Consider the following 24,499-nt stretch of genomic DNA (forward strand, 5'->3'; position numbering starts at 1 on the left):
TCAGTCGCGCATCAGCGTCGATTTGCCGAACAGGCTCTCCACCAGGTCCACCGCCAGTTCCGCGGTCAGGTTGCGATGGTCCAGCACCGGGTTCAGCTCCACGATGTCCAGCGAGGCCATGCGTCCGCTGTCGGCGATCATCTCCATCACCAGCTGCGCCTCGCGGTAATTGGGGCCGCCCGGAACGGTGGTGCCGACGCCCGGGGCGATGCTGGGGTCGAGGAAGTCCACGTCGAAACTGACGTGCAGGTGGGTGTCGGCATCCAGCCCGTCCAGCGCGGCCTCCATGGTCCGCTTCATGCCCATCTCGTCGATGTAGCGCATGTCGTACACGTCGACGCGGTGCTGCTTGATCAACCGCTTCTCGTCCGGATCGACCGAACGGATGCCGATCTGCCGCACCTGCTCCGGCCGCAGCGCCGGCGCGCTGCCGCCGAGTTCGGTCAGCGCCTGCGGCCCCAGCCCGCACAGGCAGGCCACCGGCATGCCGTGCACGTTGCCCGAGGGCGTCACCTCGCTGGTGTTGAAGTCCGAGTGCGCGTCCAGCCACAGCACGCGCAGCTTGCGGCCCTGCTCGCGGCAATGCCGCGCCACCGCGGTGATCGAGCCGATGCCCAGGCAGTGGTCGCCGCCGAGCACGATCGGCATGCGCCCGTCGCGCAGCTCGGCATAGCTGGCCTCCATCAGCGCGCGGTTCCAGGCCACCACTTCGACCAAGTGGCGATAGCCGTCGACCGGCGCCTGCCAGGGATTGCGCGGGCCGTCGATATTGCCGATGTCGCGCACCTCCACGCCACGATTGGCCAGCGCCTCGTGCAGGCCGGCAATGCGCAGCGCCTCCGGCCCCATGCGCGCACCGCGATGACCCGCACCGATATCGGTAGGCACGCCGATCAGGGACACCGGCAAGAAAGACGACTTCATGCGCATACGCTCCAGCCAAAAAAAGTGGCCCAGTCTAGCGGGACCGGCATGACACGACCCGCCGCGGCGCAGCAGGCGACACGGGCACATGCGATGGTGACCATGCTGGGTGACAGCGTTCGGCGAACGGTGCATGCCACTGGCGATGCAAGACGAAAGGACCCGCGCTACCGACGCGAGTCCCCAGGCGGTGGCCGCCGTATCGCGCACCTGCGCCGCGCATTACTCGCCAAAGAGCACGGGCAGAATCTCGCGGCGAAGCAAGCTCGCAGGAGGCCTGCATTGCGTATGCCAAGGATGTGCAGTTGGACATCGACGACACTGGCTGGCTAAGCTTCTCCGCCGTTTCTGGATCGCTTGGACTTGGATAGGCCCCTGATCGTGACCCTGGAGGCCGCATTCGCCGGGCTCACATTCCTTCCCTGGTTCGCGTGGGCGCACAACAGCCTGAACCCCACGCTGATCCTGCACGCAGACCACGTGGAATATCGCGTGCTGCGCACGCGCACCCGCCCGTACCGTGAGATCGCCAGGGTGGACTACCGGAAGGCGTGGGGAACCGAGAACGTCGTGCTGGAGTTCCAGGGAGCGAAGACGACCTTCATCGCGAACAGCGGGCTGCTCCGGCGCACCAGAGAGGCCATCGCCTTCTTGCAGAAGCAGGGATGCCCGCTTTCCGCGCGCGCGCAGGCATTGCTGATACCGCAAAGCCGGTAGCGCCGCTCCCAACGGCGCACAGTGATCCAAGCGCGCGTCGGTTGACCGGCGATCGCTTCGCACGTTTGCTGCTGCGTGCTTGCTATCCGCCCAGCGGATCGCGCGGCTTGCAAGGAGGTCGTGAGCACACGCGACCTATCCGCCAAGCGGATCGCGCCGCTTGCAAGGAGGTCGTGAGCACACGCGACAGAAAGCAAAAACCCGCTGTTTCAGCGGGTCGATGGCGCACCATGGACATCTGCGGATGCCGACGGATCGGAAGATGGTGCCGCTTATCCGAATCGAACGGATGACCTACTGTTTACAAGACAGTTGCTCTACCGACTGAGCTAAAGCGGCACGATGGACGGCGCCCGTGGGCGGGCCCGGGGCAGTCTACCTGCTGGCGCGTGCCTCGACACGCCCTCCGGCGCGGCACTGCACACCCGCAGGCGCGGGGCATTCTAGCGCAGCGCGGCGCAGTCCACGGTGCGCTGGCGCGCGGCGCCGAGCTGGCGGCGCAGGGCCGCGGCCTGCGCCGCGGAGTCGGCGCGCAGGTCCAGCCACCAGCGCGACTGGCCGCTGCCGCCGTTGGGGATCAGGTCGGCGTTGAAGCCGGCACGGGCCAGTTCCTGGCGGCGGCGCTCGGCGCCCTCGCGGCTGCGGTACTGGCCCAGGGCGATGGCATTGCCGGCATCGCCCTGGCGCAACGGGTAGTAGTCGCGGATGCCGGCGGCGACGATGCGCTCGGTGGCCTGCTTGAGGCCGTCCTCGCCGCCGATGGTCGGCAGGATCACGCGGAAGCTGGTGGCATCGCTGTCGGCGGCCTCGCGCAGGCGCGCACGCGGCGCGCCCGGGGCCAGCGCGGCGATGGCCGACTGCGCCGCCTCGCGGTCCGCGTACGGCCCCACGCTCAGGCACACCGCCGCGTCGGCGGCCGGCGTGGCCGCAGGCTCGGCCCGGGCCTGAGCCTCGGTGGGCGCGGGCGCAGGGGCGGCAGCGGGTGGTGTCGGCGCGGTTGCCGGCGCGGCGGTCGTGGGAGCCGCCGCTGCGTCGGTTTGTGCCGGAGCCGGTTCGGCCGCACCGGTGGCGACCGCGGGATCGTCCTGCGCCTGGGCTGGCGCGGCCGTGGGCGCAGGAGGCGCAGCGACCGGCGCCGGCGTCTCGCTGACCAGTTGCAGGGTCGCCACCCCGGCGGGCACGGCCGGCATCGGCGCCGATGGCGGGGTCGGCGGCTGCATCGCCCACCACACGGCGACGCCGAGGTTGAGGATGGTCAGGACGACGAGCAGGGCACGAACGAGCATGGCCGGATTCTAGAGCGTGCGGTACGGCTTGGGAGAGACAGTGGCCGAAGGTCGCCCGGCCACGGCGCCTTCGCCGTAGCCGCCAGCGCCGGCCCGCTCAGGCGGCGCCTTTCGCGGCGTGTGCCTGCGCCCACAGCGCCAATCCGTCCAGGACCAGCGCGGGGCGCTGCTCGGCGGGCGGCAGCGCGTGCAACAGCGGCGGCACGCCACCGCCATGCAGCAGCAGCCGCGGCCGTCGCCCCAGCAGGGCCTCGCCCTGCTGCAGGCTGCGTTCGATCAGCGCCACTGCCGCGCCGTCGCAGCCGGAGGCCAGCGCATCGGCGGTGTCGGTGGCGAACTCGTGGTAATCGCCGCCCTCGGCCGGCAGCTGCGCCGCCTTCTGCTGCAGGGCCTGGCGCATCACGGTCGGCGACGGCGCGATGCGGCCGCCGTGGTGCAGGCCGTCGCGGTCCAGCAGGTCCACGGTCAGCGCCGTTCCCACCCCCACTACCAGCACGTCGCCAGCGCCGTGTGCGGCGAGCAGGGCCAGGAAGCGATCGACGCCGAACGCCTGCGGTCGCGCATAGGCAATCCGCACCCCGGCGCAGACGGCCTCGGTGCGCACCACCTGCACCTGCGCGAAGCGGCTGCGCAGCGCCTCCAGCACGGTGGCGGTCAGGGCCGGCGCGGCGACGCTGGCGACGTAGGCGGTACCGCCCTGCGGCAGCGCCGCCACCGCCGCCGCGTCCATGGCCTCGGCGCCATGCGGCCAGGCCTGCACCGCGCCCACCTGCCCATGTTCCAGCGCCGCGAATTTGAAGCGCGAGTTGCCCAGGTCGAACAGCCAGTCGCTCATGCCGCCCTCACGCTGACGTCGCCCGCATGCACCGGCTGCTCGCCGTCGGCGAACGCCACCCGCAGCGCGCCGTCCTCGGCCAGCCCCAACGCCGTGCCTTCGCGCACCTGGCCGCCATCGTCGATGCGCACCGCACGTCCGGCCAGCAGATCCAGCGCGGCGTAGCGCGGCAGGAACGGCGCCAGCCCTTCGGCGTCGAACAGCGCCAGCGCCGGCAACAGGTGCGACAGCACCGCCGCGGCGATCGCGTTGCGCGACACTGCGCCACCGGCCAGGCGGGTCAGGTCGGTCCACGGTTGGTCGATGTCCGCGGCGCTGGCCAATGGCATCGCCACGTTCAGGCCCAGGCCGATCACCGCCCGCGCCGGCCCGGCGAACTCGCCGCCGCCTTCCACCAGCAGGCCGCCCAGCTTGCGCCCGTCGGCCAGCAAATCGTTTGGCCACTTCAGCCCGACCGTCGCGAAGCCGGCCGCACGCAGGGCTTCGGCCACCGCCACGCCGGCCGCCAGGCTCAGGCCGCCCAGCCGGCCCAGCCCGCCCTGGAAGCTGCGCGCCACCGACAGGTAGAGGTGCGCCGCCAGCGGCGAGGCCCAGACCCGGCCGCGACGGCCGCGCCCGCCGGTCTGGCGCTCGGCCAGCAGGACCTCGCTGCCCTGCGCCGGCGCCGGCCGCTGCAGCAGGGTGGTGTTGCTGGAGACCAGGCTCCAGGCGACCTCCAGCCCGGCCAGCTCGGTGCGGGCCTGCCCGCTCAGCCCGGCCCGGATCGCCACGGCGTCGAGCAGTTCCAGCGGCCGCGCCAGGCCATAGCCCTCGCCGGCCCGGCCCTCGATCTCCACCCCGGCCGCGCGCAGCGCCTGAATGCGCTTCCATACCGCCGCCCGGGTCAAGCCGCAGGCGCGCGCCAGGGCATCGCCGGACACGGGGCCCTGGCTGAGCCTGGCCAACAGTTCGCGCTCGTCCAACGCCGGTTCCATCGCCTCGTTTCGCCCCCGGGCGCGCAACGGCGCGACCTCGTAAACCGAAAAGTATGCGGCAACGCCCTCCGGGCGCCCAGGGCCGGGTCCTGCAGCGGGTGAAAACCGCGTTAGAATCGGGATTCACCGCCGCTCGCCCTGGATGCCGACGATGCGCCGTTCCCTGTCCTGCCTGCTCCTGTTGCTGCTGCCACTGGCTGCCGCCCACGCGTCCAACGTGCTGGCGGAGAAGCCGCACACCGACTGCACCTACGGCGAGGCGGCCGATGCCGACAGCACGCCGACGCGTCCGCCGACGACGCATGCGCCCGCCTCCACCGGCAAGCCGACCTCGACCACCACGGGCGGCGGCAGCGACAGCGACCTAGTGCCGCGCATGCGCATGCCGAAGTGGCACAGCTTCCTGCCGGGGATGTTCCGCTGATTCCACGCTGGCTGCGCGGGCTGTGGCCCACGCCCGCCGCCATCGATGACGCGACCTGGCACGCCGTGCGCCGCGACTGCGCCTGGGTCGCCGCCCTGGATGCGCCGCGCGAACAGCGGCTGCGCGCGCTGGCCAGCGCATTCCTGCACCGCAAGACCATCTCGCCGCTGGGCGGCCTGCAGCTGGATGCCCGGCAGTGCGGTTTGCTTGCCGCCCTGTGCTGCCTACCGCTGCTGGAGTACGGCGTCGGCGGCATGAGCGGCTGGTCGCAGTTGCTGGTCTACCCGGACGCGTTCCGCGTGCAGCGCAGCCATGTCGACGCGGCCGGCGTCCTGCACGAGTGGGAAGACGAGTTGATCGGCGAATCCTGGGACAGCGGCCCGTTGGTCCTGTCCTGGGCCGACGTGCAGGCCGACCTGGACGATCCGCGTGCAGGCTACTGCGTGGCCGTGCACGAGATGGCGCACAAGCTCGACGTGCTCGACGGCGTCCTGGACGGCACGCCGCTGCTGCCGCGCGCCTGGCAGCGGCAATGGGCCGACGATTTCCAGCGCAGCTACGACGCCTTCTGCGCACGCGTGGACCGCGGCCGCGCCAGCGAGATCGATGCCTACGCCGCCGAAGCGCCGGAAGAGTTCTTCGCCGTGGTCAGCGAATACCACTTCTCCGCGCCGGAGCGCCTGCAGCGCGAGATGCCCGAGGTGGCCGCGCATCTGGTGCGGTTCTATGGGCCGTCGCCGTTTGCTACCGGCTAAGCCGCGATCGCGTCTCCAGGCATTGCGTCAGTGACAAGGAACGGTCTTCGCCGCGATGATTGCGATGCAGCACGCGGTACGGGAGCCGAGGGCGGACAGCGTCGGGGCTGAAGTCCCTCCCACAGTGCACCTACCATGCAGGCTGCAGGCTGCAGCTGTGAGAGCGACTTTCAGGGCACAGAGGCCGCATCCGTCACGCTTGCCCCGGACGCAAGGCGCACCGTCGGAGCGGCTTCAGTCGCGACGCGCTTCACCGGGGACATCCTGTCGCGGCTGAAGCCGCTCCTACGGGACGTGTCCCGAATGACCATGAGGTGACCTTCGCCGCGAAGAACGCATCACACCAACTTCAAATCCCGCGCATGCGCCTGCGGGAATACCTTCTGCAGCTGCGTCGGCGACAGGCCCCACATGCGGCCGAGCAGGCCGGCGAACATGTCGCGGTAGTTGGTCAGTACCGGGTAGTCGCGGTCCTGGAACAACTTGTCCTTGCTCACCGCCACCTGCTCGCCGGCGATGCGACCGCCGTTGACCCCGCCGCCCAGCACCCAGTACGTGGTGCCGTGGCCGTGGTCGGTGCCCTTGTCGCCGTTCTCGCGGAAGGTGCGGCCGAACTCGGACAGCACCACCACCACGGTATTGCGCCACTCCGGCCCCAGCGCCTCGGCATAGGCCGACAGGCCCTCGGACAGGTTGGCCAGGTTGTTGGCCAGCGCGCCATCGGTGCTGCCCTGGTTGACGTGCGTGTCCCAGCCGCCGACATCGACGAAGCCGAGCCGGTAGCGCTCACGCATCAGCGTGGCGATGCGGCGGGTTTCGTCGGCGAAGGTGCGCGCGCTGGCGGCGCCGCGGTTGGCCTGCTGCATTTCGTCGCGCAGGGCCTGCGAGACCTGCTGGCGCAGCGCCAGGCCGTCGTGCGCGGCGCTGGCCAACTGCGTGCCGTGGTACATGCCGGCGAGGATATCGGCCTGGCGTTGGTCGAAGGCCGGGGTCGGATTGCGCTTGAGCGAGAGATTGGGAATGTCGCCGCCGCCCTGGAAACTCAGCGGCAGCGAATCGGTGAAGGCGATCGACGGTGTGCCGGTGGCGACTTGCGACAGCCGCGCCAGGAAGCCGGTACGATAGTCGCTGCGTTGCCCGGCCGGCTGCCCGGCCTCGATGCTGTCCTGGGTCTCGAAGTGGCTGCGCGACAGGTCGTCGGTGCCGGCGAACGGCACGAACGCCAGTTGCTTGTCGTTCCACAACGGCAGCAGCGTGTCGCGCAGCCGCGGGTTCAGGCCCCACTGCGTATCCAGCGCAATGGCGCTGTTGGGATTGGCCGGATCCGGCTTGGCGATCGCCAAGCTCGGCCGCGAGGCGTAGTAGAAATCGCTGGCGTAGGGCACCAGCAGGTTGTTGCAGTCGTAGCCGCCGCGCAGGAACACCACCAACAGGCGCGGCGACGGCGCAGGCGCGGCGAACAGGCGCCCGGCGAACGGCAGGCTCGCCGCGGCGGCGGCGGACGCGAGCAGGAAGCGGCGACGGTGCATGACGGATCTCCGTGCGGCGAAGGCCGCAGTCAGCGGTAGTTGAAGTCGGGGGATGCCAGCAGGTAGCCGTTCCACTCCTGCTGCGAGCGCGCCTGCGCCAGCGCCTGGCGCGTGGCGTCGCTCAGTTGCGGCTCGATCGCGTGGTAGTACAGCGGGGTGCTCAGTTGCGGAAAACCGCCGCGCTGCTGGCCGTCGACGGTGAACAGCTGGGTATTGCCGTTGCCGATCGCGCGGGCGATCTCGAAGCGCTGCGCCATCTGCCCGGAACTGTTCCAGGCGCTGGATTGCAGCGACCAGCCGTCGGGGGTGATGCGTCCGAAGCTCGGCTCGCCCATCTGGTTCAACCAGCCCAGCAGCGGTTGCGGATTGACGATGGTCTGCCCGTCGTAGGCCAGGCGCAGCGCCGAGACCAGGAACCGGTACGGATCCTTGAATTTGTGCGGCGCGCCGGCGGCCATCTCCGGCGCGGTGAACATCACCTGCAGCACCGCAGCGATGTCGCCATCGCTGCGCTGGAAGGTGCGCGCCATCTTCTCCACCAGCGCCGGCGGCGGGTCGTCGGCGACGAAGTAGTCGGCCAGCTGCCGCGAGATAAAGTGCGCGCACGCCGGCTGGCGCACGATCAGCTGCACCGCGCGCTCGACCTCGTCGAAACCGCCGCCGGCGATCCGCTGACCGAGCAGGGTCTTGTCGCCGGGCTGGTGCCGGGCGGGGTTGAACTCGAACGCGCCGCGGCGCAGATACTGCCCTTGCAGCGCCGGCGGCAGCTTTGGCGGCCCGTCGCGGTCGACCGGCGCGATGCCGACGCCGGTGAGGATCAGCGCCAGTTGCTGCACGTCCTTCTGCGTGTAGCCGGCATCGACGCCGAGGGTGTGCAGCTCCATCAGCTCGCGCGCGTAGTTCTCGTTGACCTTGCCCTTGGCGTTCTGCGCGTTGTCCAGGTACTCCAGCATCGCCGGGCTCTGCAGCGTCGCCATCACCAGGTCGGAGAACTTGCCCAGCGCGTGCGGGCGGATCGCGTTGTCGGCGTAGTCGGCCACGGTCCAGCGCAGGCGACCCTTGTCGGCGAACACGCTGAAATGGTTGAGCCAGAACCACACCATCTGCTCGCGCAGCTGGTCCGGCGCGTAGATGGCGCGCAGCAACTGCGCCTGGCGTGCCTGGTTCAACAACAGGTCGGCGCGCTGCTGCGCGGCCTTCTTCGCCGCCACCTTGGCGTCGCCGTCCGGCATGGCCTTGATCGCCTGCTGTGCGGCAGCCTGCTGCTTGAGCAGTTCCTGCACTGGCGTATGCAACGCCGCGTAGCCATCCAGTTGCGCGCGCACCGGCGCCGGCAAGGCGGCATCGCCGGCGGCGTCGGCCTGCAGTTGCTCGCGCAGGAAGCGCTTGCGTCCGTCGCGCTCGAACTGCGCCACGCTGGCGCTGTCCAGACCGATGGTCATCGACTGCAGCCAGCGCGCGTCGTCGCGCTTGATCACCTTGTCGGTGGCGGCGATGGCGCCAACGGTGAACAGCACCAGCAGCAGCGACAACAGCAGCCGCTGGGTGTTGCGCAACACACGCCGGCCGCGCACGCGCAGACGCGTTGCTGCAGGACGATGCCGGGATGCGGACATGCGGGGCTCCTGGACGAAAAGCGGCGTGAAGACCGGCGCAGTATCGCCAGCTGGACGCCGGTCGCGTTAAGCCACTGTCGGAAAGGCCGCAGGCATTTGCACGGGATTCACCTGCTGCTGCGGTGCAGCGGTGCTGGCCCAGGTGAGCCCGGCGCGGTTGGCAGGGCGCAGCGGGATGCCGATCCCCGACCGGCGCCGAGGCGTCGCTGCGCCTACAACCCCGGCGGCAAGGTGACCAGGAAGCGCGCCCCGCCCAGTTCCTCGGAGCGGCTGACCTGCAGTTCGCCGCGGTAGCCCTTGACCAGGTCCTGCACGATCGCCAGGCCGATGCCGTGGCCGTGCACGCGCTCGTCGCCGCGCACGCCGCGCTGCAGGATGTGCGCCACTTCCTCCGGCGCGATGCCGGGGCCGTCGTCCTCCACCGCGATGATCAGGCCGGCGCGGCGGCTGCCGGCGGCCGGTTCCGGGCGCACGCTCAGCAGCACGCGCCGGCGCGCCCACTTGAACGCGTTCTCCAGCAGGTTGCCGAGCAGTTCCTGCAGGTCGCCGGGTTCGCCATGGAAGCGCGCGCTCGGCTCGATGTCGAACTCGCACAGCACGCCCTTGGCCGCGTAGACCTTCTCCAGGCCGCGCACGATCTCTTCGGCGTTGGGCTCGATCGGCAGCGGCGCGGCGAACAGCTTGTGGCCGCTGGAAGCGGCGCGGGCCAACTGGTAGGACACCAGGTTGTTCATGCGCCGCAGCTGCACGTCCAGCTCTTCGCGCAGCTCCGGCCCTTGCGCGCCGCTGTCGAGCTGGGTGCGCAGCACCGCCAACGGCGTCTTCAGGCTGTGCGCCAGGTCGGCCAGGGTGTTGCGCTGGCGGTCCAGGTTCTCGCGCTCGCTCTCGATGAAGGCGTTGATGCTGTCGGTGAGCGGTTCCAGCTCGCGCGGATGGCGATCGCCCATGCGCACCGCTTCGCCGCGCTGCACCTTGGTCAGTTCGTTGATCACCCGCCGCAGCGGGCGCAGGCTCCACTGCAGGATGAAGGCCTGCAGCACCAGCAGGATCAGGCCGGCGCCGCCGAGGTTGAACCACACCCGGCCGCGGAACACGCGCAGCTGCGCGCCCAGCGCGCGGGTGTCCTCCATGATGTAGATGGTGACCGGGGTTTCCTTGTCGCGGCGCACGTAGGCCAGGCCGATGCCGTAGCGGTAGACCTCGCCTTCGCTGCCGTCGATCTGGGTCATCGGCCAGGGCCCGTCGAAGGTTTCCTGGCGCGGTTCGAGCATGCCGCCGCGCGGCGGCAGCGGGCCTTCGCTGGACATCGAGATCCAGCCTTCGCTGGGCAACACGATCTGCGCGTACAGGCCGCTGCCGGGCCGGTCGAAATGCGGGTCCGGCGGCGGCTTGTCGTTGTTGATGTACAGCGAACCGTCGCGGGCGACGTCGATATTGTTGGCGTAGGCGGTGGCGTAGCTCTTCAGGCGCTCGCGCAGGTTGCTCAGCGCGGTGTCGGCGAAGGCCTGGTCCAGTGCGTAACCTGCGGCAGCCAGGAACGCCAGCAGACTGAGGCTGGCGGCGAGCAGCTGGCGCGCCTGCAACGAACGCGGGCGCCAGCGCTTGTACCACCTGGGTCGTGCCGCCACGCGGTCGCTTCCTCGGTGTGCTCGCCGGCGCCTGCGATCAGCCTTCGGTGCGCGGAATCGCGAACCGGTAGCCGCGGCCGCGCACGGTCTCGATCGGCTTCAACTCGCCGTCCGGGTCCAGCTTCTTGCGCAGGCGGCCGATGAAGACTTCGAGCACGTTGGAGTCGCGGTCGAAATCCTGCTGGTAGATGTGCTCGGTCAGGTCGGCCTTGGAGACCAGTTCGCCGGCGTGCATCATCAGGTACTCGAGCACCTTGTACTCGTAGCTGGTCAGGTCCACGTTGCTGCCGCTGACGCTGACGGTCTGCGCCGCCAGGTCCAGCGCGACCGGACCGCATTCCAGGGTCGGCTTGCTCCAGCCGGCGGCGCGGCGCAGCAGCGCGTTGACGCGCGCCAGCAGCTCTTCGACGTGGAACGGCTTGACCAGGTAGTCGTCGGCGCCCTGCTTGAGGCCTTCGACCTTGTCCTGCCAGCTGGAACGCGCGGTCAGGATCAGCACCGGAAACTTCTTGCCTTCGTCGCGCAGTGCCTTGATCAGCTCCATGCCCGACATCTTCGGCAGGCCGAGATCGATGATGCCCACGTCGAAGGGCACTTCGCGGCCCATGTACAGGCCTTCCTCGCCGTCCTGCGCCGCATCCACCGCAAAGCCTTCGCGCTTCAGGCGAGCGGCCAGGGTCTCTCGCAGCGGAGCTTCGTCTTCGACCAGAAGGATACGCATGAACTCTCCCTAGTAACTTACAGGTGGCCGGTGGCCGGGGCGGTGTGTGGAACCTGAACCGAACTATCCGGACTCACGGGTGATCGTCGCGTGGTGGCTCGGGAGGCTCGCCCGAGCGCGGCGCCCGCGGCGGCGCCGTACGGCCAGGCTGCGGATCGTCCATATAGCGTACCCGTCCGCGGCCATCCATGTACTTGACGCGGTTGATGTCGCGCCCGTCGAACGGCACGCGTTCGGCACCAAGAATCTGCCCACCGGTGGAACGCTGCACGCGGCGCACCGCGTCGGACAGCGAGCTGCCGGGATAATCGCGGTTGCGGCCCGCATCGCGCTCCGGCGGCGCCATCACGCCCGGCATGGGCGGCTGCTGCGCACGGCCATGCCCGGCCGCGACCGACGCCAGCGCGAGCGCGAAGACAGCGGCAAAGCGGTAGTGGCGGGAAGCGGAAGAAGTCACGACGGGCATCCTAACGGACTGATCGGAAACGTTCAAAACTTGTGAAGCGCGACACCTCTCGGGAATGAAGACGACCTCGAGAAATCGAGGCAAATTCTTGATTTTTCGGGGTGAATCCGGTCTGAACTTTTCCGGGCGCCACGGGCAACATTCAGTCAAATGAACCTGCAGATGGGCAATGCAAGGGCCGCGCCAGGGGGCTGGAGAGGCCATTGGGTTGGTGCTTCGGGGCGTCTCCCGGCGGGTAGAGACTAGCCGCAATATCCTGAACGGAATCCCTGAACGAGATGCAGGGAGCGGGAGACAAGTCCATCGCTGATGAGGCCTGCGCCGCTCCCGGCGCATCCATGAGGAGACGACTGCGATCGGCCGCCGAGCAGGGCAAACGCGTCCCGGGGTTCCGGCTGAGCGCCCGCTGGACAGGTCAGGCCGCCGCGCGCGCCGCCCCTTCGGTGACCGCCAACGCCCGCTCCAGCAGCATCCAGTCCGCACCCGGCCGGTGCGCCCCTTCGCTGAGCACCTGGCGAAAGGCACGGCCGCCGGGCTGGCCGTGGAACAGGCCGAGCAGGTGCCGGGTGATGTGCTTGAGCGCCAGACCCTCGGCCAAGCGCGCCTCGACGTAGGGGCGCAGCGCGCGCAGCAGTTCCGCGCGCGGGCGCAGCGCCGCGCCGGTCAGGGCCGCGTCCAGGCGGTGCAGGACGTAGGGGTCGTGGTAGGCGGCGCGGCCCAGCATCACCCCGTCCACCGCCTGCAATTGCGCCTGCGCCGTCTCCACCTCGGCCAGGCCGCCGTTGAGCACCACCTGCAACTGCGGCCGCTCGCGCTTGAGCCGGTGCGCCCAGTCGTAGCGCAGCGGCGGCACTTCGCGGTTCTCCTTGGGCGACAGGCCCTGCAGCCAGGCGTTGCGCGCATGCACCACGAACAGCCCGCAGCCGGCCGCGGCGACCTGGTCGACGAAGGCCAGGAACACCGCATAGTCGTCGTCGTGGTCCACGCCCAGCCGGCACTTCACCGTCACCGGGATGTCCACCGCCGCGACCATCGCCGCCACGCACTCGGCGACCAGCGCCGGCTCGCGCATCAGGCAGGCACCGAAGCGCCCGGCCTGCACCCGGTCGGACGGACAGCCGCAATTGAGGTTGATCTCGTCGTAGCCCCAGTCCTGGCCGATCCGCGCCGCCTGCGCCAGCAGCGCCGGCTCGCTGCCGCCGAGCTGCAAGGCAAGCGGATGCTCGGACGCATCGAAATCCAGCAACCGCGCGCGATCGCCCAGCACCACCGCATTGGCGTGCACCATCTCGGTGTAGAGCCGCGCCGACGGCGCCAGCAGCCGGTGGAATACCCGGCAATGGCGGTCGGTCCAGTCCATCATCGGGGCAACGGACAGGCGCAGCGAGGCCGCATAGCGCGCGGGATGGTCGGAGATGGGGAGCGGAAGCGTCATCGGAACGGCGGACGGGCGCCGCCGGCCGTCGGCCGCAGCGCCAGGTCATTGGCTTAGGGATCAATAGCTTACACCGTCGCCATGAACGCTGCCGGGATCTGCCGACAACAACGCCCTGGCGCTTGACCCGCCGCCGCATCCGGCCTATCGTGCGCTCGCCGAAGGTATTCATCGCTTCATTCGGATGAAGGGATGAATTTAAACGGGAATCCGGTGACGGCCGGCGCCGCAAGCGCCTGCCCATTCCGGAGCTGCCCCGCAGCGGTGAATGGAAACGACCTCCGTCAATGGCACTGGGCCGGCGCATGCCGGCCTGGGAAGCGACGGACAGTAGGTGCGCAGCCGGCACGGTGCGCGTGTCCATCAGCCCGAATACCGGCCCCGGCCGGAGGACCGTGCGTCCTCCGATTCGACCTGGCGCCTCCGCGGGGAGGCGGCCGGACCGCGACCCGGCCTTGCGCCGCGCCGCGCCGTCCGCCTGCCCGCGCGGTACCGGTTCGCCCGCGGGGGCGAAGGTCGCTGGCGTGGCGGGCGGTCCGTGCGAACGGGACGCGCGGCGCGCGGTTCCTTCGTTCCTCAATGCCCTTGAACGCAATGAGGAAACGCAACATGACGATCGTGACCAACCTGGGCTTCCCGCGCATCGGTGCGCGGCGCGAGCTCAAGCAGGCGCTGGAACGCTACTGGCGCCGCGACATCGACGGCGCGCAACTGCAGGACACCGCACGCGAGCTGCGCCAACGCCACTGGCGACTGCAGCGCGACGCCGGGGTGGACGTGCCGCCCAGCAACGACTTCAGCCTGTACGACGCGATGCTCGACACCGCGTTCCTGTTCGATGCCATCCCGCAACGCTACCGCGCGCTGGCCGATGCCGATCCGCTGGCCGGCTATTTCGCGATGGCGCGCGGCACGCAGGAACACGGCCTGGACCTGCACGCGCTGGAAATGACCAAGTGGTTCGACACCAACTACCACTACCTGGTGCCGGAGCTGGCGCGGCGCCAGCACTTCCGCCTGCGCGGCGACAAGCCGGTGGTGGAGTTCCTGGAAGCCAAGGCGCAGGGCATCCAGACCCGGCCGGTGCTGATCGGGCCGGTGACCTTCCTGGCGCTGTCCAAGACCGTGGACGGCAGCGACCGCTGGGCGCTGCTGGACAGCCTGCTGCCGGTGTACGCCGAACTGCTGCAACGCCTGCATGCGGCCGGCGCTGGGTGGGTGCAGCTCGACGAACCGGCGCTGGTGCTGGATCTGGACGAGGCCGCACGCGCCGCCTATCGCCGCGCTTACGACGTCCTGGCGCAGGCGCCGCGGCCGAAGCTGCTGCTGACCAGCTACTTCGGCGAGCTGGGCGACAACCTGGAACTGGCGATGGCGCTGCCGGTGGATGGCGTGCACGTGGACCTGGTGCGCGGCGTGGCGCAACTGGACGCGGTGCTGCAGGCCCTGCCGGCCGGGCGCGTCCTCTCGGCGGGCCTGGTCAACGGCCGCAACGTGTGGCGCACGCCGCTGGACAACGCGCTGACCCTGGCCCGCTACGCCGCCGGCCATGTCGGCCGCGAGCGGCTGTGGCTGGCGCCGTCCTGCTCGTTGCTGCACGTACCGGTGGATCTGCAGCAGGAGACCAAGCTGGACCGCGAACTGGTCGGCTGGCTGGCCTTCGCCAGGCAGAAGCTGCAGGAACTGCGTACCCTGGCCGATGCGCTGGACGACCAGCCGCAGGCGCAGGCGGGGCTGGATGCGGCGCGCGATGCGCTGGCCAGCCGGCGCGCCTCCGCCCGCGTGCACCGCGCCGAGGTGGCGCGGCGGGTGGAGGCACTGACCGACGACGCCGGCCGCCGGCAGTCGCCGTATGCGCAGCGCCGCCAGGCGCAGCAGGCGGCGCTGCGGCTGCCGCTGTATCCGACCACCACCATCGGCTCGTTCCCGCAGACCGAGCAGGTGCGGCAGGCGCGTGCGCAGCACAAGGCCGGCAAGCTCGACGATGCCGCCTACGACGCGTTCCTGGCCGCCGAAACCGAGCGCTGCGTGCGTGCGCAGGAGCAGCTGGGCCTGGACGTGCTGGTGCACGGCGAGTTCGAGCGCAACGACATGGTCGAGTACTTCGGCGAGCAGCTCGACGGTTTCGCCTTCACCCGGCACGGCTGGGTGCAGAGCTACGGCTCGCGCTGCGTCAAGCCGCCGATCATCTACGGCGACGTGCAGCGCCCGGCGCCGATGACGCTGCGCTGGACCCAGTACGCGCAGTCGCTGACCGAGCGGCCGATGAAGGGCATGCTGACCGGACCGGTGACGGTGCTGCAGTGGTCGTTCGTGCGCGACGACCAGGAACGCGCGCAGACCTGCCGGCAGATCGCGCTGGCGCTGCGCGACGAGGTGCGCGACCTGGAGGCGGCCGGCATCGGCGTGATCCAGATCGACGAGCCGGCGATCCGCGAAGGCCTGCCGTTGCGCCGCGCCGACTGGCAGGCGTACCTGGACTGGGCGGTGCAGTGCTTCCGCATCGCCGCGGCCGGCGTGCGCGATGCCACGCAGATCCACACCCACATGTGCTACTCGGAGTTCAACGACATCATCGAGGCGGTGGCGGCGATGGATGCGGACGTGATCTCGATCGAGACCTCGCGCTCGCGCATGGAGCTGCTCGATGCCTTCGTGCGCTTCCGCTACCCGAACGCGATCGGGCCGGGCGTGTACGACATCCACTCGCCGCGCGTGCCGAGCACGCAGGAGATGGTGGAGTTGCTGGAGAAGGCGCGTGCGGTGCTGGATCCGCAACAACTGTGGGTCAATCCGGATTGCGGCCTGAAGACCCGTGGCTGGGCGGAAACCCGCAATGCGTTGCAGGCGATGGTGGCGGCGGCGCAGCAGTTGCGCAATCAGCACGCGCAGGCGGCGTGATCCGGCGATGCCCGGCGCCACGTGCGCCGGGCATCGCCATACGCCCGGCATGTCCGGCATCCCAGTTCGGCGTGCATTGCTGCATTGCGTCTTTGTCCGGCAATGTGCGCTGGCTATAACCGGAGGCGAACGCGTGGCGAGGGGGCGCTGCGTCCTCGCCGACGTGCTGCCGGCGGCGCACCGCGCCGCGGTCTTCGGTATGCGCGTGGGCTCTCAGCACCGCCACGGAGAGCGCGTCATGCCGAAGCTGTCGAACCTGTCCGCCGTCTGCGTCCTGTGTCTCGTCGTCCCCGCCGCCACGCTGCACGCGGCCGAACTGATTCCCAAACAACTGGCCGGACCGCCGGAGGAGTTCGCGCAGATGCGTGCGCCCGCCCCGGCGGAAGCGGCGATCCTGTCCAAGAGCGCGCTGCTGCCGGTGGAGTTCTCCGCCGCGCGCAGCGGTGGCCCGGCACACTGGCAGACCACGCTGCCGGTGGAGAACGGCAAGCTGCGCTTCGTGGTGCTGTCCGGCGAACACGACTGGCAGCCGCGCCTGAGCGCGCCGGCCACGGCCAACGCACGCGCGGGCACCGCCGCCGCGACGCCGATGCTCGCGCCCAGCGCCAAGGCCACCCAGCTGGGCGCCGGCGGCGCCGCACTGCCGGCCCGCGAGTACCGCGTGGACAGCGCCGCTAACGGCGACTGGACCCTGACCCTGCAGGCAGACGGCAGCCGCACGCCGCAACGTGGCTACGTCCTGATGGAAGGCGATCCGCGCACGCAACTGGCGTCCTATCCCAGCGACCGCGCGCAACTGCAGCGCGGCCAGCGCATCGGCCTGACCGCAATGCTCGGCGGCATCGATGTGCAGGGCAACGTGAGCCTGGCACGCAGCGCCGGCAGCGGCCGCATCGACACCGCGCAGCTGCGGGTGATCGCGCCGGACGGCTCCATCCGCCAGTGGCCGATGGCCGACGACGGCCGCCACGGCGACGGCGCCGCGGGCGACGGCGTGTATGCCGGCGACTTCCCGGCGACCGCCACCGGGACCTACATCGCGCAGGTGGTGGTGCACGGCCACGACGCCGGCGGCCAGGCCTTCGTGCGCACCAGCGAGCACGTGCTGCCGGTGCTGGACACCACCTTGCGCATCAATGCCGATGCCGTCGCCGCCAGCGCCCAGCCCGGCACCCGCCTGGCCCTGCCGATCCCGGTGCGCATCGGCGGCGGCCAGGCGCCGGCGCATTACCGCGTGCTCGGCGAACTGTGGGGCACCGGCCGCGACGGCAGCGCGGTGCCGGTGGCCTGGCTCGGCGGCATGCTCGCGCCGCAGGACGGGCGCCTGCCGCTGAGCGTGGACGAACGCTGGATCGTCCGCGCCGGCGCCCGCGCGCCGTTCACCCTGCGCAACCTGCGCGTGGAGGATCCGGACAACTTCGTGCCGCTGGCCACGCGCGCGACGCTGCCGCTGAGCCTGCCGGCACTGCGCCGCAGCAGCGTGGCGCGCAGCACCGGCGCGATCGATGAGAGCATGCGCATGGGCGAGCGCCCGGCGCAGCTGAGCGCAGCCGCCACCGCCGACATGCAGGCGCAGGCCACCGGTAAGCGCCTGGTGCTGGTGCACGGCTACTGCTCGGGCGGTGTGTGGCCGGTGGCGCAGTTCACCAATGCGTCCGCGTTCCTGGACGTCAACCAGAACCGCAGCAACGACCAGTTCGCGCAGCGCCTGGCGCAGTTCGGTAGCCAGTGGAATTCGTTCGGCACGGTGGCGCACAGCCAGGGCGGCATGGCCGCGCTGCATCTGTACGTGTACTACTGGAGCGGCCTGGACAACGCCAGCGGCGGGCGCGTGATGCAGTCGGTGGGCACGCCCTACCAGGGCACCAACCTGGCCGGAATCCTGGCCACGGTGGGCTCGTGGTTCGGCGTGGGCTGCGGCACCAACAACGACCTCACCTACGACGGCGCCAAGGCCTGGCTGGCCGGCATCCCCAACTCGGCGCGGGCGCTGGTGAACTACTACACCACCTCCTTCGCCAAGACCAACTGGTACACCAACGACTACTGCAATGCGGCCTCGGACCTGGTGCTGAGCGACCCGGAGGATGGCACCGTGGAGCAGGTCAACGGCCAGTTGCCCGGCGGCATCAACCGCGGCCACACCACCGGCGAGTGCCACACCACCGGCATGCGCGATCCGGCGCAGTACCTGGACGCCAGCCGCAACGCGACGATGAACGCCAACGCGGCGCGTTGAGGGGCCGGGATTGGTTTGTCGGGATTGGGGATTGGTAACAGCGCCGCCCGGGCATGTCAGCTGGTGCGGCGCTGATCTTTCGACCGGGATGCGGTTTTTGTAGGAGCGGCTTCAGCCGCGACAGGTGGTGTCTGTCATGCCTGTCGCGGCTGAGGCCGCTGCTACGGTCGTGCGTTGAATGCGCTAACGCGCCGCGTCCGCCACAGACTCGCCGCTTTGCGCATCCGCACCGCCGCCGAGCACCTTGTACAGGGTGACGCGGTTGCCGGCTTCGGTCAGCCGCAACGTGATCATGTCCTGCTGCGCCGCGTACAGCGAACGCTGCGAATCCAGCGCATCCAGATAGCTGTCCACGCCATTGCGATAGCGGGCTTCGGCCAGGTCGTAACTGCGCTGGGTGACCGCGACCAGGGCGCGCTGCGCGTCCATGCGTTCGTCCAGCTGCGCACGCGTGGCCAGCGCATCGGCCACCTCGCTGAAGGCGCTCTGGATGGCCTTCTCGTAGCTGGCGATGTTGACGTCGCGGGTGATGCGGGCCACGTCCAGTTGGGCCTTGAGCGCGCCGGCACGGAAGATCGGCACGCTGATGCTGGGCACGAACGACCAGGTGCGGTTACCCGCATCGAACAGGCTGGACAGCGCGCTGCTGCTGCGTCCGGTGGAGGCGGTCAGCGAGATGGTCGGGAAGAACGCCGCGCGTGCCGCGCCGATGTCGGCGTTGGCCGATTTCAGCGTGTGCTCGGCGTACAGTACGTCCGGGCGCTGCAACAGCACCCGCGATTCCAGCGGCGCCGGTAGCGGCGCCAACGCGATGCCGCCCTCCAGCGCACCGGCCTGCGGCAGGGCATCGGCCGGCACCGGCGCGCCCACCACCAGATCCAGGGCGTTGCGCGCGGTGGCCAGCTGCGTGGTGTAGCTGGCCACGTCGGCGCGCGCGCTTTCCACGCTGGTCTGCACCTGCGCCAGGTCCAGCCCGGAGGCGATGCCTTCCCGGTGTCGCGCCTCGGTGAGCGCCATGGTCCGCCGCTGGCTGTCCAGGGTCTGCTGCGCCAGCGCCAGACGCTGCTGGTCGGCGGCCACGGTCAGCCAGTCGGCCGCGACCTCGGCAACCAGGCTCAGGCGCGTGCTGCGCTGGGTCTGTGCGGTCGCCAGGTAGGTTTCCAGGGCTTCGTCCTTGAGGCTGCGGATGCGCCCGAACAGGTCCAGCTCCCAACTGCTGATGCCGACGTCGGCCGCATACGTGCGCGCCACCTCGGAACGTCCGCTGAGGCTGGTGGCGGCGCTGCTGCGCGAGGCGCTCTGGCTGCCGCTCACGCTCACCGACGGGAACAGGTCGGCGCGCTGGATGCGGTACTGCGCGCGCGCCTTGTCGATGTTGAGCACGGCCACGCGCAAGTCGCGGTTGTGCTCCAGCGCCTGCGCGATCACGTGCTGCAGGCGCGGGTCCAGGAACACCTGGCGCCAGTCCAGCGAGGCGACGTTGGCGATGGCGTCGCCACTGCCACGGCTGCTGCCTTCGCCGTTGGCGAAGGTCGCCGGCACCGGCGCGTCCGGGCGCGCGTAGCTCGGCGCCAGGCTGGCGCAGCCGGCGAGCAGGCCGGCGCAAGCCAGCGCCAGCGCCGAGCGGGTCAGGGACACCGGGGTCATGGGTTCGCCTCCTGCAGCTGTGCCGGTGCCGGTTCGGCGCGCTTGCCGGGGAACAGACTGCGCACGATCACGTAGAACAGCGGCACGAAGAAGATGCCGAGCGCGGTCGAGACCAGCGTGCCGCCGAGCACGCCGGTGCCCAGCGAATGGCGGCCGCCGGAACCGGCGCCGCTGCTGACTACCATCGGCAGCACGCCGAGCAGGAACGCCAGCGAGGTCATCAGGATCGGCCGCAGGCGCATGCGCGCGGCATGCAGGGTGGCCTCGACCAGCGGCTGGCCCTTCTCTTCCAGTTCCTTGGCGAACTCCACGATCAGGATGCCGTTCTTGGCCGCCAGGCCCATCGTCGCCAGCAGGCCGACCTGGAAGTAGATGTCGTTGGACAGCCCGCGCAGCCAGGTCGCCAGCAGCGCGCCGACGATGCCCACCGGCACCGCCAGCATCACCGAGATCGGGATCGACCAGCTCTCGTACAACGCGGCCAGGCACAGGAACACGAACGCCAGCGACACCGCGTACAGCATCCAGGTCTGCGCACCGGCGGCCTGCTCCTGGTAGGACATGCCCGACCAGGCGTAGCCCACGTCCTTGCCGACCTTGCCCACCAGCGCAGCGATGCCGTTCATCGCCTCGCCGGAACTGATGCCGCTGGCGGCGCTGCCGGTGATCTCCATCGACTCCACGCCGTTGAAGCGGCTCAGCACCTGTGGCGCATACGCCCACTGGCTGCTGGAGAAGGCCGAGAACGGCACCATCTCCGAACTGCTGTTGCGCACGTACCAGCGGCCAATATCGGCCGGCAGCATGCGGGCGGCCGGCTCGCCCTGCACATAGACGCGCTTGACCCGGTTGTTGTTGAGGAAGTCGTTGACGTAGCTGCCGCCCATCACCGTCGCCAGCGTGGCGTTGATGTCCGAAGCGCTCAGGCCCAGCGCGCCGGCCTTGGCGTCGTCGATCTGCACGCGGTAGGTCGGCGCGTCCTCCAACCCGTTGAAGCGCACCGCGCTCAGCTCCTTGTCGGCGTTGGCCAGCTGCAGCAGTTGCTGCCGCGCGGTGACCAGCGCGTCGTGTCCCTTGCCGGCCACGTCCTGCAATTCCAGGGTAAAGCCGGACGTGGTGCCCAGGCCGTTGATCGCCGGCGGCGACAGCGCGAACACCTGCGCATCCGGTAGCGTGCCCATCATCGCGCCGGTGATGCGGTTGGCGATCTCCTGCGCCGAAGCGTCGCGCTCGGCCCAATCCTTGAGCTTGATGAAGCCCATTCCCGAATTCTGGCTGCTGCCGGCCAGGCTGAAACCGGTGATGGTCATCATGCCGGCCACCTCCGGCTGTTTGAGGATGTACGCGGCGGCCTGGTCGATCGACTGCTGCGTGCGCTGCTGGGTCGCGCCGGCCGGCGTGGTGAACATCACCATCAGCATGCCCTGGTCCTCGTCGGGCAGGAACGAACTGGGCAGGCGCCAAAACAGCAGCGCCATCACCGCGAGCAACACCAGATAGACCAAGCCGCCGAGCTTGCGGTGGCCGATCAGCTTGCCCACGCCGCGGCCGTAGCCGTCGGCGCCGCGGTCGAAGCGCGCATTGAACCAGCCGAAGAAGCGCCCGAGCGGGCCCTTGCGCGACACGTGCCCGCCCTGCTCGATCGGCTTGAGCAGGCTGGCGCACAGCGCCGGACTCAGGGTCAGCGCCACCAGCAGCGACAGCAGCATCGCCGCGGCGATGGTCACCGAGAACTGGCGATAGATCTCGCCAGTGGCGCCGCCGAAGAACGCCATCGGCAGGAACACCGCGGTCAGCACCAGGGCGATGCCGACCAGCGCGCCGGAGATCTGCCCCATCGAGGTGTAGGTCGCCTGCCGCGGCGACATGCCTTCCTCGCTCATCAGGCGCTCGACGTTCTCCACCACCACGATGGCGTCGTCGACCAGCAGGCCGATCGCCAGCACCATCGCGAACATGGTCAGCGTATTGATCGAATAGCCGAGCAACGCCAGCACGCCGAAGGTGCCCAGCAGCACCACCGGCACCGCGATCACCGGCACCAGCGTGGCCCGCCAGTTCTGCAGGAACAGGTACATCACCAGCACCACCAGCACGATCGCCTCGAGCAGGGTCTTGACCACTTCCTCGATGGAGATGCGCACGAACGGCGTGGTGTCGTAGGCGATCTCGTACTTGAGCCCGGCGGGGAAGTACGGCTTGAGCTGCTCGAGCTTGGCTTCCACCGCCTTGGCCGCGTCCAGCGCGTTGGCGCCGGTCGCCAATTCCAGGCCCATGCCGGAGGCGGACTTGCCGTTGTACTTGGAACTGGACGCGTAGGACTTGGAGCCCAGCTCGACCCGCGCCACATCGCGCAGGTACACCGTGGCGCCGCCGGTCTGCGACTTCAGCACGATCGCCTCGAACTGCGCCGGGGTCCTGAGCTTGCTGCGCGAGGTGACCGTGGCGTTGAGCTGCTGGCCCTGCACCGCCGGCAACGCGCCCAGCGCGCCGGAGGAGACGTCGGCGTTCTGCGCCGAGATCGCGTTGCTCACGTCCGAGGGCATCAGCCCGTAGGTGCGCAGCTTTTCCGGATCCAGCCAGATCCGCATCGAATACTCGGAGCCGAACACGTTGACCCCGCCGATGCCGTTGAGCCGGCTGATCGGATCCTGCAGCGTGGACACCATGTAGTCGCCGATGTCGGTGCTGTCCATGCTGCCGTCTTCGGAGGTGAAGGCCAGCACCATGAACATGCTGCTGCCCATGGACTTGGTGACGGTCACGCCATTGCTCTGCACCGCCTCGGGCAGCATCGCCTCGCCTTGCGAGACCTTGTTCTGCACCTGCACCTGGGCGGTGTCCGGATCGGTGCCGGAATCGAAGGTCAGGGTGATCGAGGCAGTGCCGGCAGAACTGCTGCTGGAGGACATGTACAGCAGGTGGTCCAGGCCGGTCATCTGCTGCTCGAGGATCTGCGTCACCGAGTTCTGCACGGTCTCCGCCGAGGCGCCGGTGTAGGTGGCGCTGATGTTGATCGACGGCGGAGCGATGTCGGGATACTGCTCCAACGGCAGCGACAGGATCGAGAGTGCGCCGGCCAGGGTGATGACGATCGCGATGACCCAGGCAAAGATGGGACGGTCGATGAAGAAACGGGCCATGGCGGTTCCTCAGTCGGCCTTCGTTGCCGCCGCAGCGTTGCCCTGGGAGGCCGCCGGTGCGGTGGTGGTGGCGTTGCCGGTCGCCGCGGTCGCGGTCACTTCCACCGCCTTGACCTCGGCGCCGACCGACACCTTCTGCGAGCCCTGCACGATGACCTTGTCGCCGGCCTTCAAGCCGTCGCGCACCACCCATTTGTCGCCGATCGCATCGCCGGTGGTCAGCACGCGCTGGGCGACCTTGTTGTCGCGGCCGACCACCATCGCCACCGCCTCGCCCTTGCTGTTGCGGCTGATCGCCTGCTGCGGCACGAGGATGGCCTGCTCGTCCACCGCCATCGGCAGCACCGCCTTGACATACATGCCCGGCAGCAGCAGATGATCGGGATTGGGGAACACCGCGCGCAGCTTGACCGTGCCGGTGGCGGTATCGACCGCGGCATCCACCACCTCCAGCGTGCCGCTGCGTGCGTAGGTGCTGCCGTCCTCCAGCTGCAACTTCACCTCCGCCTTGCCGTTCACCGCCTTGAGCTGGCCGGCATCGAGCTGGCGGCGCAACTGCAGCAGTTGCGCGCTGGACTGGGTCACGTCCACGTACATCGGGTCGAGCTGGTTGATGGTGGCCAGCACCTCGCTCTGGCCGGCGCTGACCAGCGCGCCCGGCGTGTAGCTGGAGGTGCCGATGCGGCCGGAAATCGGCGCGGTGATGCGCGTGTAGTCGAGATTGATGCGCGCGGTCTGCAACGCCGCCTTGGCCGCGACCACGGCCGCCTCGTTCGAGCGCAGCGTGGCCACTGCATCGTCGCCGTCCTGCTTGCTGACCGCATCCAGTCCGACCAGGGTCTGGTAGCGCTGCGCCTTGGGCCTGGCCGACAACACCGCTGCCTCGGCCTGCGCCAGATCGCCCTTGGCGGTGTCGTACGCGGCCTGGTAGCTGGCCGGATCGATCTCGTACAACACCTGTCCGGCGCGGACGTCCTGGCCCTCGGCGAACAGCCGCTTGCGCAGGATGCCGCCGACCTGCGGGCGCACCTCCGAGCTCATGTAGGCCACGGTGCGGCCCGACAGGGTCTGTTCCACCGCCAGCCGCTGCGCCTTCACCGTCTGCACGCCGACCTGCGTCTGCGGCATCTGCGGCGGCTGCTTGGAGGAACACGCGGCCACGGCCGTGGCGATGGCGGCGAGCAGCAGCCAGCGCGAGGACGAAAGAGAGAAACGGCGGACGACGAGCAGCATGCGGCGCACTCACGGGAGATCCGAAG

Annotated in this window: 18 protein-coding genes, 1 tRNA gene and 1 riboswitch; of the genes, 5 read left to right on the forward strand and 14 right to left on the reverse strand. The window is 69.9% G+C overall.

What is annotated here, in order from left to right; translation table 11 throughout:
* Window positions 1-924 carry an arginase gene (gene rocF / locus NUG21_RS19830; RefSeq protein ID WP_160946089.1) on the reverse strand — a complete coding sequence of 308 codons (924 nt, stop codon included), beginning with the start codon at window positions 922-924 and terminating at the stop codon, window positions 1-3.
* A gap of 381 nt (window positions 925-1,305) precedes the next feature.
* Between rocF and NUG21_RS19835 the strand changes: the two genes are divergently transcribed.
* The gene (locus NUG21_RS19835) at window positions 1,306-1,641 is read left to right on the forward strand and encodes a hypothetical protein (RefSeq protein WP_263391806.1); all 336 of its coding nucleotides are present in this window, start codon (window positions 1,306-1,308) and stop codon (window positions 1,639-1,641) included.
* A gap of 263 nt (window positions 1,642-1,904) precedes the next feature.
* On the opposite strand, the gene NUG21_RS19840 is transcribed toward NUG21_RS19835, so the two are convergent.
* From NUG21_RS19840 to birA, 4 genes are all read right to left on the reverse strand, one after another.
* A tRNA-Thr gene (locus NUG21_RS19840) sits at window positions 1,905-1,980 on the reverse strand.
* Window positions 1,981-2,084: 104 nt separating this feature from the next.
* Entirely contained in the window at window positions 2,085-2,927 is an 843-nt protein-coding gene (locus NUG21_RS19845) for an SPOR domain-containing protein (RefSeq protein ID WP_263391807.1), read from the reverse strand.
* 97 nt (window positions 2,928-3,024) lie between these two features.
* Window positions 3,025-3,762 (reverse strand): type III pantothenate kinase, encoded by a 738-nt coding sequence (locus tag NUG21_RS19850; RefSeq protein WP_263391808.1) that lies wholly within the window; start codon window positions 3,760-3,762, stop codon window positions 3,025-3,027.
* Window positions 3,759-4,736, reverse strand: a complete 978-nt coding sequence (birA, locus tag NUG21_RS19855) for a bifunctional biotin--[acetyl-CoA-carboxylase] ligase/biotin operon repressor BirA (RefSeq protein ID WP_263391809.1) — start codon at window positions 4,734-4,736, stop codon at window positions 3,759-3,761. The genes NUG21_RS19850 and birA overlap by 4 nt, the downstream gene beginning before the upstream one ends.
* A 142-nt stretch (window positions 4,737-4,878) precedes the next feature.
* On the opposite strand from birA, the gene NUG21_RS19860 reads away from it, so the two are divergent.
* Together NUG21_RS19860 and NUG21_RS19865 are read left to right on the forward strand one after the other, a co-directional pair.
* On the forward strand, window positions 4,879-5,160 hold the full coding sequence (locus tag NUG21_RS19860; protein WP_263391810.1) for a hypothetical protein: 282 nt from the start codon (window positions 4,879-4,881) through the stop codon (window positions 5,158-5,160).
* Window positions 5,127-5,915 carry a M90 family metallopeptidase gene (locus NUG21_RS19865; RefSeq protein ID WP_263391811.1) on the forward strand — a complete coding sequence of 263 codons (789 nt, stop codon included), beginning with the start codon at window positions 5,127-5,129 and terminating at the stop codon, window positions 5,913-5,915. The genes NUG21_RS19860 and NUG21_RS19865 overlap by 34 nt, the downstream gene beginning before the upstream one ends.
* A gap of 338 nt (window positions 5,916-6,253) precedes the next feature.
* On the opposite strand, the gene NUG21_RS19870 is transcribed toward NUG21_RS19865, so the two are convergent.
* From NUG21_RS19870 to dusA, 6 genes are all read right to left on the reverse strand, one after another.
* Entirely contained in the window at window positions 6,254-7,444 is a 1,191-nt protein-coding gene (locus NUG21_RS19870; protein WP_019796588.1) for a DUF1501 domain-containing protein, read from the reverse strand.
* Between the two features lie 29 nt (window positions 7,445-7,473).
* Window positions 7,474-9,060, reverse strand: coding sequence for a DUF1800 domain-containing protein (locus NUG21_RS19875; protein ID WP_263391812.1), 1,587 nt, complete (start codon window positions 9,058-9,060; stop codon window positions 7,474-7,476).
* Between the two features lie 212 nt (window positions 9,061-9,272).
* The gene (locus NUG21_RS19880) at window positions 9,273-10,643 is read right to left on the reverse strand and encodes an ATP-binding protein (protein ID WP_263393127.1); all 1,371 of its coding nucleotides are present in this window, start codon (window positions 10,641-10,643) and stop codon (window positions 9,273-9,275) included.
* 82 nt (window positions 10,644-10,725) lie between these two features.
* The gene (locus tag NUG21_RS19885) at window positions 10,726-11,409 is read right to left on the reverse strand and encodes a response regulator transcription factor (RefSeq protein ID WP_003469280.1); all 684 of its coding nucleotides are present in this window, start codon (window positions 11,407-11,409) and stop codon (window positions 10,726-10,728) included.
* 73 nt (window positions 11,410-11,482) lie between these two features.
* Entirely contained in the window at window positions 11,483-11,866 is a 384-nt protein-coding gene (locus NUG21_RS19890) for a hypothetical protein (RefSeq protein WP_184502809.1), read from the reverse strand.
* 424 nt (window positions 11,867-12,290) lie between these two features.
* Window positions 12,291-13,310: a tRNA dihydrouridine(20/20a) synthase DusA gene (gene dusA / locus NUG21_RS19895; RefSeq protein WP_263391813.1), complete on the reverse strand. Its 1,020-nt coding sequence runs from the start codon at window positions 13,308-13,310 to the stop codon at window positions 12,291-12,293.
* 145 nt (window positions 13,311-13,455) lie between these two features.
* Window positions 13,456-13,709: riboswitch (cobalamin riboswitch) on the forward strand.
* A gap of 210 nt (window positions 13,710-13,919) precedes the next feature.
* Here dusA and metE point away from each other — a divergent pair.
* A complete protein-coding gene (gene metE / locus NUG21_RS19900) occupies window positions 13,920-16,211 on the forward strand; it encodes a 5-methyltetrahydropteroyltriglutamate--homocysteine S-methyltransferase (RefSeq protein ID WP_263391814.1) in 2,292 nt (763 codons plus the stop codon).
* A 238-nt stretch (window positions 16,212-16,449) separates the two neighbouring features.
* Complete coding sequence (locus tag NUG21_RS19905; protein WP_263391815.1) at window positions 16,450-18,450, forward strand: choice-of-anchor X domain-containing protein; 2,001 nt, start codon at window positions 16,450-16,452, stop codon at window positions 18,448-18,450.
* Between the two features lie 183 nt (window positions 18,451-18,633).
* Here the strand turns inward: NUG21_RS19905 and NUG21_RS19910 are convergent, their stop codons facing one another.
* Genes NUG21_RS19910 through NUG21_RS19920 form a run of 3 tightly spaced genes read right to left on the reverse strand, consistent with a single transcriptional unit; the run spans window position 18,634 to window position 24,473 of the window.
* The gene (locus NUG21_RS19910; protein WP_263391816.1) at window positions 18,634-20,097 is read right to left on the reverse strand and encodes an efflux transporter outer membrane subunit; all 1,464 of its coding nucleotides are present in this window, start codon (window positions 20,095-20,097) and stop codon (window positions 18,634-18,636) included.
* Window positions 20,094-23,240, reverse strand: a complete 3,147-nt coding sequence (locus NUG21_RS19915; protein WP_263391817.1) for an efflux RND transporter permease subunit — start codon at window positions 23,238-23,240, stop codon at window positions 20,094-20,096. Before NUG21_RS19915 ends, NUG21_RS19910 begins: the two co-directional genes overlap by 4 nt.
* Before the next feature lie 9 nt (window positions 23,241-23,249).
* Entirely contained in the window at window positions 23,250-24,473 is a 1,224-nt protein-coding gene (locus NUG21_RS19920) for an efflux RND transporter periplasmic adaptor subunit (RefSeq protein WP_263391818.1), read from the reverse strand.
* Between the last annotated feature and the right edge of the window lie 26 nt (window positions 24,474-24,499).

The sequence above is a fragment of the Xanthomonas sp. CFBP 8445 genome, assembly GCF_025666235.1.
Lineage (GTDB): Bacteria > Pseudomonadota > Gammaproteobacteria > Xanthomonadales > Xanthomonadaceae > Xanthomonas_A > Xanthomonas_A indica.

Excerpts from the sequence above, each read along its gene's own strand:
- NUG21_RS19915 (WP_263391817.1), bottom strand. The coding sequence starts at position 23,240 with ATGGCCCGTTTCTTCATCGACCGTCCCATCTTTGCCTGGGTCATCGCG.
- NUG21_RS19905 (WP_263391815.1), top strand. The coding sequence starts at position 16,450 with ATGCCGAAGCTGTCGAACCTGTCCGCCGTCTGCGTCCTGTGTCTCGTC.
- NUG21_RS19850 (WP_263391808.1), bottom strand. The coding sequence starts at position 3,762 with ATGAGCGACTGGCTGTTCGACCTGGGCAACTCGCGCTTCAAATTCGCG.
- metE (WP_263391814.1), top strand. The coding sequence starts at position 13,920 with ATGACGATCGTGACCAACCTGGGCTTCCCGCGCATCGGTGCGCGGCGC.
- NUG21_RS19885 (WP_003469280.1), bottom strand. The coding sequence starts at position 11,409 with ATGCGTATCCTTCTGGTCGAAGACGAAGCTCCGCTGCGAGAGACCCTG.
- NUG21_RS19910 (WP_263391816.1), bottom strand. The coding sequence starts at position 20,097 with ATGACCCCGGTGTCCCTGACCCGCTCGGCGCTGGCGCTGGCTTGCGCC.
- NUG21_RS19860 (WP_263391810.1), top strand. The coding sequence starts at position 4,879 with ATGCCGACGATGCGCCGTTCCCTGTCCTGCCTGCTCCTGTTGCTGCTG.
- NUG21_RS19875 (WP_263391812.1), bottom strand. The coding sequence starts at position 9,060 with ATGTCCGCATCCCGGCATCGTCCTGCAGCAACGCGTCTGCGCGTGCGC.
- NUG21_RS19920 (WP_263391818.1), bottom strand. The coding sequence starts at position 24,473 with ATGCTGCTCGTCGTCCGCCGTTTCTCTCTTTCGTCCTCGCGCTGGCTG.
- rocF (WP_160946089.1), bottom strand. The coding sequence starts at position 924 with ATGAAGTCGTCTTTCTTGCCGGTGTCCCTGATCGGCGTGCCTACCGAT.
- birA (WP_263391809.1), bottom strand. The coding sequence starts at position 4,736 with ATGGAACCGGCGTTGGACGAGCGCGAACTGTTGGCCAGGCTCAGCCAG.
- NUG21_RS19870 (WP_019796588.1), bottom strand. The coding sequence starts at position 7,444 with ATGCACCGTCGCCGCTTCCTGCTCGCGTCCGCCGCCGCCGCGGCGAGC.
- dusA (WP_263391813.1), bottom strand. The coding sequence starts at position 13,310 with ATGACGCTTCCGCTCCCCATCTCCGACCATCCCGCGCGCTATGCGGCC.
- NUG21_RS19845 (WP_263391807.1), bottom strand. The coding sequence starts at position 2,927 with ATGCTCGTTCGTGCCCTGCTCGTCGTCCTGACCATCCTCAACCTCGGC.